Source organism: Pseudobacter sp., assembly GCF_051955275.1.
Taxonomy (GTDB): domain Bacteria; phylum Bacteroidota; class Bacteroidia; order Chitinophagales; family Chitinophagaceae; genus Pseudobacter.
The window spans coordinates 17,549-31,825 of record NZ_JBQCGW010000103.1; the positions used below are offsets into that span (position 1 = coordinate 17,549).

Sequence of the window (14,277 nt, forward strand, 5' to 3'; positions counted from 1 at the left end):
GATTATTAATTATTTGGCAGCGGTCTGATAGTATTGTCCGGTGGCCGGTAATTTAAAAACACGGTTCCTCTGGAAATTGTTGAACTGACCCGCTTCCTCTGTATGCAGTTTTGTCCAGTTCTCATACGCATTCAGGTTGGCTGCGGCCCCAAAGATCCACTGGTTGTAGGCTTCAAACATACCTGACTTGAGGAGCTGCTGCTGGTACTCGAAGAGGCGGTAGGGATGGCCTGTAGCATTTTTGGAGAACCAGTCAACAATGAACTTGGTGCGGATGGCCGACAATGATTCCGGCGTAACGCCATTGCTGGCGATATATGCGGATTGCGGCTGAATGGTTTCCAGGAAGAGCCTGACAAAATCATTCTTCAGATCCTGGCCCTTGTTGATATTGGCATCGATGAAGAGTTTTTTATAACTGTCGAGCAGGATTGTTTTGATCTCTGGCGTTCTTTTGGAATAACTTTCCAGGTTTACGAAGATCTCTCCGTACACGATGCTCCAGACTTTATCCTGCGTGAAGTAATAGTACTTGGCTGCGTTATAGTAGTTGCCTGAATGGTTAGGGTCCATTTCAATCCCTTTCTCCCATTGTTTTATTGCTTCTTTGAAATCTTTCTTGCTCCAGAGCATTTCTCCGTACTCGCTGTAAAGAACGCCGCTGGCGGGATATTTTTTCAGGCCGGCGCGGTACATTTTCTCACAGTCCTTTCTTTCTTCCAGTGCTTTGTATACCAGGCCGAGGATCTGGAAGGATTGCACATCTGCCTCTTCACGTTCGGCGAGTGGTTTGGCAACGCCCATGGCGTGTGCATAATCTCTCTGAAGATAGTAGGCAAATGCGAGGTCTTTCTGCAAATCAAAGTTACCGGCGTCTTTCTGCAAGGCGCGATTCAGGATAAGGATGGCATTGGGGTAATCGCCCTGGCGGACAAAGCCTTTGGCGGTTTCCAGTGCTGCCTTGCTCTCTGTATCCTGAGCAACAGCCAGGCCTGCTGTAAACAATAAGCCGGCGGCAAATAATAACTTTTTCATATCTGTCAAAGATAAGTGATTGAAGTGTATGAACGGCCAGGGTTAAAACGGGTCAGCTGAATAATATGAATTGATTAACAGGCTTTTAATATGTGCCTGCCAGTTATATTCAATCAATCAGGTGAGTAAGTAATCCATCGCGGAGCTTAGGCTCGAACCAGGTGCTCTTGGGAGGCATTACATTGCCACTGTCTGCAATATCAAACAGTTGCTGAATGCTCACAGGATGCAAACTGAATGCCACAGCCATTTCTCCGGAGTTCACTCTTTTCTCCAGTTCTCCGAGGCCTCGGATACCACCTACAAAGTCGATGCGCTTGTCAGTGCGTTGGTCTTTGATGCCGAGAATGGGATCGAGCAGGTTATTGGAGAGAATGGTTACATCCAGTACGCCGATAGGATCTTCCGTGAAAGTGCCGGGTTTGGAGCTGAGTCTGTACCATTGGCCACCGAGATACATGCCGAACTCATGCAGGCTGACAGGAGATAATGCTTTATCAGTTTTTTCGATCGTGAAAGAAGTGTCAAGTTTTTTCATGAACTCATCTGCGCTAAGCCCGTTGAGGTCTTTCACCACACGGTTATAGTCCATGATGTACAGCTGATTGCTGGGGAAGAGCGTAGTGAGAAAAAGATCTGCTCCTGGTTTGGCTTCGCTGCCCAGGGCTTTGAGCACTTTGGCAGCAGAGGCGGCACGGTGGTGGCCATCTGCGATATAAGTAGCCGGCACCAGTTTCAGGAAGAGCTCGGAAATATTGCGGATGGTGAATTCATCATCCACGATCCAGATGGTATGGCTGATCTCATCATCGGCAGTAAAGAGGTAGGCCGGGTGGTTGGTGGCCTTCCAGTCATCGATCAGTTTATCGAGCTCCGTTACATTGCGGTAAGCCAGGAACACGTTCCCCGTTTGTGCGCCGGTGGTTTTGATATGATTGATACGATCCTGCTCTTTTTCTGGGCGGGTGAACTCATGTTTTTTAATGAGGTCTTTCTCATAATCGTCAACGGAGCTGCCACATACCAGACCTGTCTGGCTGCGGCCATTCATCACCAGCTGATAGATATAATAGGCGGGCTTCTCTTCACGGAAGAGGATGCCGCGGCGGATAAAATCCTGGAGGTTCTCTTTCGCCTTTTCATAAACAGCCTGCGAATGGATATCTACGTTATCAGGAAGATCTATCTCTGATTTGGTGATATGCAGGAAGGAGTCCGGATGGCCGTTCGCTTCTGCTCTTGCTTCCTGACTGTTGAGTACATCATAGGGCCTGGATGCTACTTCTTTTGCCCGGTCTGCGGCAGGTCTTAACGCTCTGAAAGGTGAAATGGTAACCATGATTGCTGATTATGTGAATGTTCTTGAACAAAATTATTTTGAAAATGCCGGCTGGCCAGGGCCGGAAAGGCGCGGGAACAGCGTAAGCGTGAACAAAATAAAAGGCTTTGGAAGGATTTACCAAAGCCTTTTTTGCGAAGTGCAGCGTGTGCCCAGTCGCTCACATCCCCGCGAGTGACGTTATTTGTTCACCTCCGGCGAATGCCGTGTTGCCGGAGGCAACGAATATAAATCACTCGCAGGGTGGGAGCGATGGGCGGCACCCTGGTTATTTCTGTACGGGCAGATTGTAAGAAACCGGAGAGTTACAATCATAGATGGTAAACCCGTTCAGCAGGCCGCAGCCATTATTGAGGCCACCCCGGTTGAAAGCGAAGAAGCTGTTGCGTTTCCAACCCAGTTGGCGGATGATCTCATCCTTGGTTTTCACCGTGATGGAATAACCAATGGGCTCGATGGTGAGCGAAAGCAGTTTGGCCTGAATGGAGCCTGAGATGGTGCGGCTGCCCTCATTGTCCTCTTCATAAATAGCGAACACCTGTTCGGGATTATCGGTTTCCCAGTTGGAATCCCAGATGGCATTTACGTCGACCCACCTTTTTTTGCGGATGTCTTTGCGGGATATGTTCACAGTGACCAGGTTCTGCGGGCTGGTGATCTGTCCGTTTGCATTCTGTTGCAGGTAGCCATCTGCCCGCACAAAACGGAGTTCGGAGCCGCCACCATTTCCGGTGAAACTGATCAGGTGATCATATTGGCTGGTGCAGCGGACGGAGCCGAGCATCACCATATTGATGACGGGTTGCGGGTTCACGGGGTCCAGACTGGCGCGTGTGCCTCCGGATTGTGCGATATGCACTACGTTCTGTTCACAGTATTCATCATTGACTGTTACAGCGAGATAACAGTTGACGCCTGTACATCCGGCAACAGGCTCCAGTCCGGGTGCTTCATCGGCATCCCTGTCTGCCGCCACCAGGGTGGCGCGGAGCCATTCTTCCTGTTCCTGCTCGAAGGCCGGTTTGTAATTATCCGAGTAAGGAAAATAGATAGACAGTTCATCACTGCTTTCTTCCGGTTCAAAGTTCACGTTGCCGGCTGTTGTGGCAACAGGGTTTGTTTTGCTGAGGTGTTTTTGCAGTCTTGGAAAATCACCGGCTGCCAGGCAGGAATCGAATTGCTTTTTGAAGAAGCCGGAGCCTGTCCGGAAATTTTTGAATGCAGCAAGCTGGTAGAGTGGGCTGGTGTGAGGATGCAGCAAGGCTTTCAGGAGCACTCTTTCGTCCTGGTAATAACCGCTCCAGATGGCAGCCTGCACTTCACGGAATGCTTCCCGGGATTGGTATACGCCGCGGAGGATACGGGCAAACTCGGTATGCAGTCCGGCGAGTTCTTTTTCAGCTTCTGTCCGGGGATAGACAGCCTGTTCCCGCTGGATGGGTGGCTGGTCTTTTTTACAGGAGATGAAGATAACGATAATCATTGCGTAGAGAAGTGATGATTTCATTCGGGGAAGTTTAATGGTTTGAAAATCGGTTACACTAACCGTTACAAACATACGTAGTGTATGCACCCGATTATTTTCTCAACAGTTCTCTGGTTTGTTTATCACTCTCTGTTGTAAAGTATGATTATAGTGTTGAATAAATCGCATAAAAAAAGCCGGCTGAGTGACAACCGGCTGTTAATATGATGCGCGGGGATTTATCCGTTCTTCTGCGCGAAATCTTTCATCAGGTCTGTGATCGCCTGTACGCCCGCCATCGGCATGGCATTGTACATGGATACCCTGAATCCGCCAGAAAGCCTGTGGCCTTTCACTCCTACCATCCCATTGTCTTTACAAATATCCAGGAAGGATTTTTCCAGTTCCGGGTTATCGATAGTGAAGGTGGCGTTCATCTTACTTCTGTCTTCTGTGGGTACAGAGCCGATGAAGAGCGGCAGTGCATCAATGGTCTCGTAAATAAGCTTCGCTTTCTGTTCATTGATCTTCTCGATGGCCGGTATTCCACCCTGCGCTTTCAACCAACGGAGTGTGAGCATACATACGTAGATGGCAAATACAGGAGGAGTATTGAGCATGGAACCATTATCGATATGCTGGCGGTAATCCATCATGCTCGGGATCTTACGGTCAACTTTTCCGAGGATATCCTTATTTACGATCACCATATTCACACCGGCGGCTCCGATATTCTTCTGTGCACCGGCATAGATCAGATCGAATTTGTTGAAATCCATCACGCGGCTGAGGATATCGCTGCTCATATCGCAAACCAGCGGTACGCCTGCGTTGAAGAACTGGGAGAAGTCGTGCCACTGTGTTCCTTCAATGGTATTGTTGGAAGTGAGGTGGAGGTATTTGGCTGTCCTGGGGACCAGGATGTTTTTGGAAAGTTCGCGGAAATTGGAAGGCTTTCCGTCATACACAACTTCAACATGACCGAAAGTGGCTGCTTCCCTGATGGCTTTGGTAGCAAATACACCTGTGTCGGTGTAAGCTGCCATTTCATTTTCATTGAGCAGGTTCATCGGGATCTGGAAGAACTGGGTGGAAGCGCCGCCATGCAGGAATAAAACTTCATGCTGATCATCCAGTTGCATCAGTTCTTTCGACAGGGCAACTGCTTCGTCGAGAACGGCCTGGAACAGTGAAGTCCGGTGACCGATTTCCAGGATAGATAAACCACTGTTGTTGAAATTCAGAATGGCCTTGCTGGCTTCTTCGAATACTTCTTTGGGTAATACGCTGGGACCTGAATTGAAATTGTAGATCATGAGATTCTCTTCTGTTGATGAGTGACTATGCTGACTTAATGGAGTGGCAAAATTACTTCTTTGGAGGGAAAAAGGAGGCTGTAATTTGAACAAACAGGTGTTCGTGTTTGCTGAATGCGGCTCCTGGAGAAGGTTTGGAGTTATATTTAATTCACGCAGTGCCCAGTAACTCGCGGGGACGCGAGTTACTTCTATTTGTTCGCCTCCGGCGAACGCCGTGTCGCCGGAGGCAACGGAATATTCGTCACTCGCGGGGACGCGAGCGACTGCTCCCCCTGCTTCTAAAATTCTTTATGCCAGAGTAAATTCAGGTCAGCCACATTTTTTGCTGTTTCAGGGGCCAAGCTTTCTTTCAGCAATTGTTTCAGGTCCGGCTGCCCCGCATCCACCCACGCCGTATACCAGCTGCTGGCCACCGCCTGAATGGACTGCTTCAATCTTCTTTCCGTCAGGTCATTCATCGATTCGTGGTATGCCATGGCAAAGGCCGGAGTGATCTGCTTTTGCAGTTTTCCATTTCGTTCAATAAAAGAATACCGGGTATCCGGCGGAAAGGCTTCTGTCAGATTCTTTTCGCATTGCAAAACGGTATCAACAGCCTTACTGCTCTCCCGTATGAATTGCCAGAAGAACAGGGAAGGTTGCTGCCAGTAAGCGGCGCGTTGTGTAAACAGCTCCCATTGTTCCTCCGCCAGCAGTTCCGGAAGAGCGGATTCCCAGAGGGCATGGATGCCACGCTGGTTGGTGAACTGGCCGTCATAATTGCTGCAGGCGTGCAGCGGCACATGTCCGTCGCCGATATAATGCCCGATGTCTGCGGCCAGCTTCAGGATCTGCTCTGCCTGTTTCTCCCGGAATGCTTTGGTTAAACGGAACTGCATGGTCTGCAGCCACCAGGGCAGGATGCCGTGTTTCTGCAGGCTGTCTTCCGGAAACCGCTCCAGGGCAGCTTTCCAGCCGGAAGGTAAACTGTCTGTGCCGTAATGGTCGAGGTCAATGAAATGCCTGGGGCCTTCTCCGGCAACCATGTAACGGCGCCGGTCCGGATCAACGGCATGCTCACGGAGATATGCAATATGTGGTTTGAAAAATGCCAGCATTTCCGGAGGCAACAGGAATACTGCCTGGAAATTGATGAGGCGATGGGCATAAAAGCCCCATGAAAAGCTTTGAATGTAAATAAAAAGAAGCGACAGGAACAGGATCGATTTTCTCATATGGACAATCATTTTCGGTTATACCATATCGGTAGCCGGTTAAAATGATCCTACATACGGGTAAAATCCTATGCCGGATTTTCTTCTTCGATTTCGGTAACGCCACCGGAGATGGCAAACTTCATGGCATCCGTAGAACTGATATCTGTGAGAAGGCGTACGCGTTCTGCTTTTACAAAGTAAAGTCTGCCTGTAAGCGCATAGGACTGAGGCACATACACGGCTACAAATTCAGAAAGGCCGAACTCATGCAACTCTTCTCGGGTGATGAAACCGATCTGCCAAACATCCTTGCCTTCGATATTAACCAGCACTGATTTATCAAACTTCCGCTTGTTGCCGGCAAAGGCTTCAAAGAAATCCTTGATGGTAGTATAAATAAGCTTGATGCCCGGTGTTCGTTCCAACACCTTATCAAAGAGTTCCACCAACTTGCCGATGACATAAGAAGAAGAGATATATCCTACAAAGATCACCACCAGCAGCACCAGCACAAAGCCGAGGCCGGGGATCTTGATAGCCTTCCCTTCCGCATCCGTTCCCAGGAATCCCGGGAAGAAATTGCCGATAATGCCCGGCAGGATGCCATCGATAAAATTGAAGAGGGCGGAAACCGCGTATACCGTAATGGCGATAGGCGCCAGGATGATCAGTCCCTGTAAAAAATATTGGAAGATCTTCTTCAGTACCTGCTTCAGTGTCATACAATGAGGGAGATTAGAGTCCAAAAGTACTGCCCGCCGCCTGACTACCGAAATTAGTTCCTGATTAAAGCCGCAAACCCAATCATAACCAGTGTTTCAACATCTTCTCCGGCCCGATTCTTGCGCCTTATTCCCTGTTGTAGTCCCCGTTCTGTCGCGTTTGCCCCATCAGTTTTCTTTCGTCTCAAACGGCTTTCCCATTCATCAAAAAATGCAAAAAAATCTTCCGGGAAACTTGAACTACTTTGAAAGTTTCCATAGTTTTGCCCGGATTATGACTTCACCAGATGTACAAACCAGGGAAAGGATCCGCCAAAAAGCCGATGATCTCTTCATGCAACTGGGTACCCGGAATGTGAGTATGGACGATATCGCGCGGGAACTCGGGATGAGCAAAAAGACCATCTACCAGTATTATTCCGATAAGGATGAACTGGTAAACGCGGTGCTGGATTTCACACTCAACAAAATGAAAGGGGAGTGTGACGAAGTGTATGACAGCGCAAAGGACGCTATCCACGAGCTTATCCTTACCATGGACCTGCTGGCCGAACAGTTCCGTAATATGAATCCCATCATTCTGCACGACCTGGAAAAGAACCATAGCAGTGCTTTTAAAAAGTTCCTGCATTACAAACATGATTATCTCTTCACCGTAGTAAAGAACAATATGAAGCGGGGTATCAAAGAAGGGTTGTTCAGGAATGATCTGAATGAGGATGTGATCAGCAAGTTCAGACTTGAATCCATGATGATGCCTTTCAATACGCAGTTATTCCCTACTTCCCGCTACAGTTTCGTGGAAGTGGTACAGGTGGTACTGGAGCATTACATGTTTGGGCTGGCTTCCACCAGGGGCCACGCACTGATTCTGCAATACAAAGAAGAAAGAAAAAAAAGCAAACCAATATGAACCCTTATCAGGTAGCAAGGCGAAGTTCAACAGCGCTGATCGTTTTCCTGGCAGGTATAGCCGTACCATCTGCATTGATGGCACAAAACCGCCATGAGATGTCTGTTCTGCAAGTTGTGGAATATGCCAACAAAAACAGTGTACAGGTAAAAAATGCACTGATAGATATCCAGATACAGCAGCAGACCAATAAAGAGATCACTGCACAGGCTTTACCCAATGTATCAGGATCGATCGAAACAACTTATTATCCCAAAGTACCGGTGCAGTCATTTCCCAACTTCATTGCCATGGCCACTTACGGCGTGCTGGAGCAGGAAGGCGTACGTAACGGCAATGGCCAGCAGATCGTATCACCGAAAGACTTCGGTTTCGTGTCCGCGCAATTCGGTACCAGCTGGACGGCCTCTGGTGGTGTAAGCCTCTCTCAGTTGCTGTTCGACGGGCAGGTATTCATCGGCTTGCAGGCCAGGAAAGCCAGCCTGGACTGGGCTTCCAAAGCAGTGGAAGTAACGCAGGAGCAGATCAAGACCAATGTGTACAAGATCTACTACCAGGTGGTGATCGGAAGAAAGCAGATCGAGACCATCGATGCCAATATCACGCGCTTCGAGAAAACACTCAGCGATACCCGCGCTTTCTTTCAGCAGGGACTGGTAGAGCAACTGGATGTGAACAAGCTGGAAGTAACGCTCACCAACCTGCGTACTGATAAGCTGAAAGTGGAAAACGATCTGAAAGTGGGATTGATGGGATTGAAATTCCTCATGGGCATGCCCGCAAAAGATGAGCTGGTGCTTACCGATACGCTCTCCGAATCGCAGCTGAAAGACAATCTCCTGGATAACGAATACAAATACGAAGACCGTAAGGAATTCCAGCAACTGGAGCTTACCAAAACACTGAGAGAGTTCAACGTAAAACGTTATCAGCTCAGCAAACTCCCTACCGTAGCCGCTTTTGGTACGTTCAGCAAGAACGCGATGCGTAATGAGTTCGATTTCTTCGGCAAAGGCGATTGGTTCACCACGGCGCTTGTTGGCGTAAAGATCACCGTTCCCATCTTTGAAGGATTTGCGAAAGATGCAAGGATCTCAAAGGCGCGTCTTGAACTGAAACAGGTTGAGAACCTCTCCGAAAACATGAAGCTCTCCATCGATAATGATGTGGAAACAGCCCGCATAAAGATCGGAAGCGCCCTGCTTTCCATGGAAAGCCAGCGCAGGAATATGGAACTGGCGGAAAGCATCTATAACCAGACGAAGCTGAAATACGATCAGGGCCTCGGCTCCAACCTGGAGATCACCAATGCTCAGACTGAACTGAGAACAGCCCAGGTGAATTACTACCAGGCGCTGTATGACGCAGTGATCGCCAGGATCGATTACCTCCGTGCTGTCGGAAAATTATAAACACAACAACTACCACAGATAAATAACTAATACATGAATACGATACTTAAACTAAGCGCTGGTGTACTGATGCTTTCGCTCACAGCCTGCGGCGCTTCAGATAACACGGACCTTAGTAAAAAGAAAGAAGAACTGGCCAAAGCAAAGACCGAGCAATCTGAACTGAGCTCCAAACTGACAGCAGTTTCTGATAAGATCACCAAACTGGAAGATGAGCTCAGCAAACTGGATTCCAGTTTTGCGAAGCCTGAAAAAACAAAGCTGGTGGCAGTTACAGCCATCGCATCCAGCCGGTTCACTCACTATATTGACCTGAAGGGAAGGATCGATGCGGTTAACACTGCATATGTTACTCCCCGCGGATTGGGCGGCCAGGTGAAAGCGCTGTATGTAAAACAGGGTGATGTGGTGCGAAAAGGACAATTGCTGGCGAAGCTGGATGATATTGCGTTCCGCCAGGATCTGGACCGCGCAAAGATCCAGTACAACACAGCTAAAACATATTATGACCGCAGGAAGAATCTCTGGGACCAGAAGATCGGTGCAGAGATCGATCTGATCAATGCCAAAGCGCAGATGGACAATGCCGCTAAAATGGTGGATCAGGCCGAGAACCAACTGGATATGGCGAATGTGTATGCAGAAATGAGTGGCGTTGCCGACCAGGTGAATATCCGGGTGGGTGAAGTGCTGAGTGCACAAACAGCCACCATGGCCGGCATCCGCATCGTAAACACGAACGACCTCAAAGTAGTGGCCGATGTTCCTGAGAATTACCAGGGAAAAGTTGGAGTAGGAAGCAATGTAGTGGTTAGTCTTCCTGAACTGGGTAACGATTCCATCCGCGCTAAAGTGAGTGTAGCCAGCAAGATCATCGATCCCAATTCAAGGACCTTCTATATCGAAGCACGTATTCCTGCCGGTAAGTCGCTCCGCGCCAATCAGCTGGCTATCGTGCGCATCCAGGATTATACAACGGCTGACGCCATCACCATTCCGGTGAGCACCCTGTCAAGTGATGAGAAAGGCAAATTCGTAATGGTGGCAACAACGCAGAACGGTAAACTGGTGGCTGTAAAACGCGCTGTAACCGTTGGTGAATTGTATGGTGACAAACTGGAAGTGAAATCAGGTCTTCAGGCTGGTGATCAGCTGATCACAGAAGGATTCCAGGGTCTTTATGACGGACAGGCCATTACCACAAACGTAAAGTAAGTACAGATCAATAAAACAACCTTATGAGTGCGTTAGAAAACCTTACGGGGAAATTCAAGCATTTCAAGCCCACTACCTGGAGTATAAAGAATAAAACTTCGGTATACCTGTTCATGCTCATCGTGAGCTTCATTGGTGTGTGGCAGTTTGTGACCCTTCCCAAAGAGCAGTTCCCGGATATTGTGATACCTACCATATATGTACAAACGATTTATGTAGGTAACTCTCCGAAAGACATCGAGAACCTGGTGAGCCAGCCGATCGAGAAACAGATCAAGGGTATCACAGGAGCCAAGATCAATAAAGTGATGAGCACTTCCGTACAGGACTATTCTGCCATTACGGTGGAATTTGATACGGATGTGAAAACGGATATCGCTTTGCGGAAAGTGAAAGATGCGGTGGATAAGGCCAAACCAGACCTGCCTACCGATCTTACTGAAGAACCTTCTGTAATGGAAGTGAGCTTCTCCGATCAGCCCATCATGTACGTGAACGTGAGCGGTAATTATGATGTGGTACGCCTGAAAAAATTTGCAGATGACCTGAAAGACAGGCTGGAAGAGCTTTCCCAGCTCAACCGGGTTGACCTGGTAGGTGCTCCCGAGCGCGAGTTCCAGATCAATGTTGACAATTACAGGATGCAGGCCGCCAATGTAACCTTCGATGATATCGAAGGAGCCATCAAGCGCGAGAACATGGATATCTCAGGCGGTCTCCTTGAAGCTGGCAATACCAAACGTAACCTGCAACTGAAAGGTCAGTTCAAAACAACCTTCGATATCGAAAAAGTAGTGATCCGCAACTCAAAAGGCGGCGCCATTTACCTGAAAGATATCGCCCAGATCAAAGACACCATCAAAGAAAGAGAAAGCTATGCGCGACTGGATGGAAAGAATGTAATTACCCTCAACATCATCAAACGTTCCGGTGAGAACCTCATTGAAACATCTGATGCAGTAAAAGGTGTAGTGGATGTGATGAAGGCGGAAAGCTTTCCGAAAGACCTCGATGTGGTGGTAACAGGTGATCAGAGTAAGACCACCAGGACCTCTTTCAATGAACTGGTGAATACCATTGTGATCGGCTTCTTACTGGTACTGATCATCCTGATGTTCTTCATGGGTGTGACCAATGCCTTCTTTGTGGCGTTGTCCGTTCCCCTGAGTATGTTCGTTGCCTTCATCTTCCTGCCGGCGGCTGACCTGATAGTAGGTACGCACGTAACCCTCAATTTCATCGTACTGTTTGCCCTGCTCTTCGGGTTGGGTATCATTGTGGATGACGCCATTGTGGTGATCGAGAATACACACCGGATCTTTGTGCAGGCAGGCGGAAAACTAAGTTCCGAGAAATCAGCCATGATGGCCGCCGGTGAAGTGTTTGTACCGGTTCTGGCAGGTACGCTTACCACCCTGGCGCCGTTCATACCACTACTCTTCTGGCCGGGTATCATCGGGAAGTTCATGATCTACCTGCCAACCATGCTGATCTTTACATTGACGGCGTCACTGATCGTGGCCTTTATCATGAACCCCGTATTTGCGGTGGACTTCATGAACCACGAAGAGCATGAAAAAAGAAAATCAGATATATTCAGAAAGCCTGCCCTCTGGGTGGCGCTGGCAGTAGGTATCATATTCGATCTGTTTGGGGTGACCTTCATGGGTAACCTGCTGATCTTTTTAGTGCTGCTGGTTATTCTGAACACCTATGTGCTCGATGGAATGATCAAGGCATTCCAGCATCGTGTGCTGCCCTGGATCATGGGCCACTACGAAACTCTGTTGCGTTGGGTGTTGAAAGGATGGAGACCGGTATGGATGCTTATCGGCACATTCGTATTACTCATTCTCTCTTTCTTCATCTTCGCAGCCTCCAATCCCAAAGTAGTGTTCTTCCCTACCGGTGATCCCAACCAGATCTTTGTGTACCTGAAATTGCCGGTGGGCACTGCTGTTGATTATACTGATTCTGTTACCAAAGTGCTTGAAGGCCGCGTGTACAAAGTGCTTGGAACGGAAAACGGAAAGAAGAATCCTGTAGTGGAAAGTGTGATCACCAATATTGCGGTTGGCGCGGGTGATCCGATGAGCGGCGACAGAAGTACACGCCCTGAACTGGGCCGTATTCAGGTTTCTTTCGTGGAGTTTGAAAAACGCCATGGTGTGAGCACCAAACCTTACCTGGATTCCATCCGGAATGTAGTGAAAGGTATTCCCGGTGCAGAAATTTCCGTGAACCAGGAGCAGGGTGGCCCTCCTACCGATCCTCCGGTGAACATTGAAATAGCGAGTGAGGATTTTGATAATCTTACCAAAACGGCGGTAGCGCTTAAGAATTACCTTGACTCGGTTCAAACACCAGGTGTGGAAGAGCTGAAAATGGACGTGGATCTCACCAATCCTGAAATTACGCTTATTGTTGACCGTGAGCGTGCCATGATGGCCGGTGTTACTTCAGCCCAGATAGGTATGACCATCCGTACAGGACTGTTCGGAAGAGAGCTGTCCAAGATCAAAGACGGCGATGAAGAATACAAGATCCAGCTTCGTAACCAGGAAGTACAGCGTAAAGACCTGGCTTCTCTCCTGAATATGCAGGTGGTTTTCATGGATCAGAGTGTGGGCAGAATGAAATCTGTTCCTATCAGTTCCGTAGTGAAAGTGGATTATACCAGCACGCTGGGAAGTGTGAAGCGCAAGAACCAGAAACGTATGATCACCCTGGTGTCTAACGTACTGGAATCACAGGGATACACGCCAACAGGCGTTAACCAGGAACTGGCGCAGCATATCGCCAACTTCAAGCAAAGGCCGGATGGTGTTACCATCAGGCAGACAGGTGAAGGAGAGCAGCAGGCTGAAACCGGCGCTTTCCTTGGTAAAGCACTGGTAGTTGCATTGTTGCTGATCCTGCTGATCCTGGTGATTCAGTTCAACTCCATCAGTAAATCCGTGATCATCTTAACGGAGATTATCTTCAGTGTGATCGGGGTATTGCTTGGGTTTGCATTCACGGGTATGGAAGTGTCTGTACTGATGACAGGTATGGGTATCGTAGGTCTGGCGGGTATTGTGGTGAAGAACGGTATCCTGGTGATTGAGTTTGCGGATGAGCTGCGTATGCGTGGTGTGAAAACCCGCGAAGCTGTGATACAGGCAGGTAAAACACGTATCATTCCGGTATTGCTCACAGCGGTGGCTGCCATCCTGGGCCTGATCCCGCTGGCCGTTGGTTTCAATATCGACTTCGTGAAAATGTTCTCTGAACTGAATCCGCATATCTTCTTCGGTGGCGATAATGCCGTGTTCTGGAAGCCGCTCTCCTGGACCATCATCTTTGGTCTGGCCTTCGCCTTCTTCATGACCCTGATCATTGTACCGAGTATGTACCTGATTGCGGAACGGCTAAGGCGTCCGATGCGCAAATCATTCGGTGGCAAGTGGGTGAGCTTCATGGGTATTCCGCCACTGACGGTTGTGTTTGCCTTCATGATGCTTGCGAGCATGTGGGTGCATCGTGCTAAACGCAGACGCCGTGAAAGAAGACTGGCTAACAACCCGAACGTGAATAAAGCCTTTGTCGGCAGCTGGTTCTGATGATAAAGCTTTTGTGAAATAATACGGGCCTCCGGAAAAATTCTCCGGAGGCCCGTAAT

At 48.7% G+C, this 14,277-nt stretch carries 10 protein-coding genes; 4 read left to right on the forward strand and 6 right to left on the reverse strand.

Annotated elements, in window-relative coordinates:
* Positions 1 to 9 precede the first annotated feature (9 nt).
* The 6 genes from ACTHMC_RS08600 to ACTHMC_RS08625 all read right to left on the reverse strand — a co-directional run bounded on the left by ACTHMC_RS08600 (position 10) and on the right by ACTHMC_RS08625 (position 7,076).
* On the reverse strand, positions 10 to 1,035 hold the full coding sequence (locus ACTHMC_RS08600) for a tetratricopeptide repeat protein (protein ID WP_440412594.1): 1,026 nt from the start codon (positions 1,033 to 1,035) through the stop codon (positions 10 to 12).
* A gap of 109 nt (positions 1,036 to 1,144) precedes the next feature.
* Positions 1,145 to 2,374, reverse strand: a complete 1,230-nt coding sequence (locus tag ACTHMC_RS08605) for a DUF1015 domain-containing protein (RefSeq protein ID WP_440412596.1) — start codon at positions 2,372 to 2,374, stop codon at positions 1,145 to 1,147.
* Positions 2,375 to 2,642: 268 nt separating this feature from the next.
* A complete protein-coding gene (locus ACTHMC_RS08610; RefSeq protein ID WP_440412598.1) occupies positions 2,643 to 3,881 on the reverse strand; it encodes a hypothetical protein in 1,239 nt (412 codons plus the stop codon).
* A 197-nt stretch (positions 3,882 to 4,078) separates the two neighbouring features.
* Entirely contained in the window at positions 4,079 to 5,248 is a 1,170-nt protein-coding gene (serC, locus tag ACTHMC_RS08615; protein ID WP_440412600.1) for a 3-phosphoserine/phosphohydroxythreonine transaminase, read from the reverse strand.
* A gap of 188 nt (positions 5,249 to 5,436) precedes the next feature.
* Positions 5,437 to 6,372, reverse strand: a complete 936-nt coding sequence (locus ACTHMC_RS08620; RefSeq protein ID WP_440412602.1) for a zinc dependent phospholipase C family protein — start codon at positions 6,370 to 6,372, stop codon at positions 5,437 to 5,439.
* A 68-nt stretch (positions 6,373 to 6,440) separates the two neighbouring features.
* A complete protein-coding gene (locus ACTHMC_RS08625; RefSeq protein ID WP_440412604.1) occupies positions 6,441 to 7,076 on the reverse strand; it encodes a DUF502 domain-containing protein in 636 nt (211 codons plus the stop codon).
* A 274-nt stretch (positions 7,077 to 7,350) separates the two neighbouring features.
* Between ACTHMC_RS08625 and ACTHMC_RS08630 the strand changes: the two genes are divergently transcribed.
* From ACTHMC_RS08630 to ACTHMC_RS08645, 4 genes are read left to right on the forward strand one after another with little or no spacing between them, the layout of a single operon-like run.
* Positions 7,351 to 7,989, forward strand: a complete 639-nt coding sequence (locus tag ACTHMC_RS08630; protein ID WP_440412605.1) for a TetR/AcrR family transcriptional regulator — start codon at positions 7,351 to 7,353, stop codon at positions 7,987 to 7,989.
* Positions 7,986 to 9,401 carry a TolC family protein gene (locus tag ACTHMC_RS08635; protein WP_440412606.1) on the forward strand — a complete coding sequence of 472 codons (1,416 nt, stop codon included), beginning with the start codon at positions 7,986 to 7,988 and terminating at the stop codon, positions 9,399 to 9,401. The genes ACTHMC_RS08630 and ACTHMC_RS08635 overlap by 4 nt, the downstream gene beginning before the upstream one ends.
* 33 nt (positions 9,402 to 9,434) lie before the next feature.
* Positions 9,435 to 10,616, forward strand: coding sequence for an efflux RND transporter periplasmic adaptor subunit (locus tag ACTHMC_RS08640; RefSeq protein ID WP_440412608.1), 1,182 nt, complete (start codon positions 9,435 to 9,437; stop codon positions 10,614 to 10,616).
* A gap of 23 nt (positions 10,617 to 10,639) precedes the next feature.
* Entirely contained in the window at positions 10,640 to 14,218 is a 3,579-nt protein-coding gene (locus ACTHMC_RS08645; RefSeq protein WP_440412610.1) for an efflux RND transporter permease subunit, read from the forward strand.
* The last annotated feature ends 59 nt before the right edge of the window (positions 14,219 to 14,277 follow it).

Coding starts and splice junctions, on each gene's coding strand:
- ACTHMC_RS08610 (WP_440412598.1), bottom strand. CDS start 3,881: ATGAAATCATCACTTCTCTACGCAATGATTATCGTTATCTTCATCTCC.
- ACTHMC_RS08635 (WP_440412606.1), top strand. CDS start 7,986: ATGAACCCTTATCAGGTAGCAAGGCGAAGTTCAACAGCGCTGATCGTT.
- ACTHMC_RS08645 (WP_440412610.1), top strand. CDS start 10,640: ATGAGTGCGTTAGAAAACCTTACGGGGAAATTCAAGCATTTCAAGCCC.
- ACTHMC_RS08605 (WP_440412596.1), bottom strand. CDS start 2,374: ATGGTTACCATTTCACCTTTCAGAGCGTTAAGACCTGCCGCAGACCGG.
- ACTHMC_RS08640 (WP_440412608.1), top strand. CDS start 9,435: ATGAATACGATACTTAAACTAAGCGCTGGTGTACTGATGCTTTCGCTC.
- ACTHMC_RS08600 (WP_440412594.1), bottom strand. CDS start 1,035: ATGAAAAAGTTATTATTTGCCGCCGGCTTATTGTTTACAGCAGGCCTG.
- ACTHMC_RS08620 (WP_440412602.1), bottom strand. CDS start 6,372: ATGAGAAAATCGATCCTGTTCCTGTCGCTTCTTTTTATTTACATTCAA.
- ACTHMC_RS08630 (WP_440412605.1), top strand. CDS start 7,351: ATGACTTCACCAGATGTACAAACCAGGGAAAGGATCCGCCAAAAAGCC.
- ACTHMC_RS08625 (WP_440412604.1), bottom strand. CDS start 7,076: ATGACACTGAAGCAGGTACTGAAGAAGATCTTCCAATATTTTTTACAG.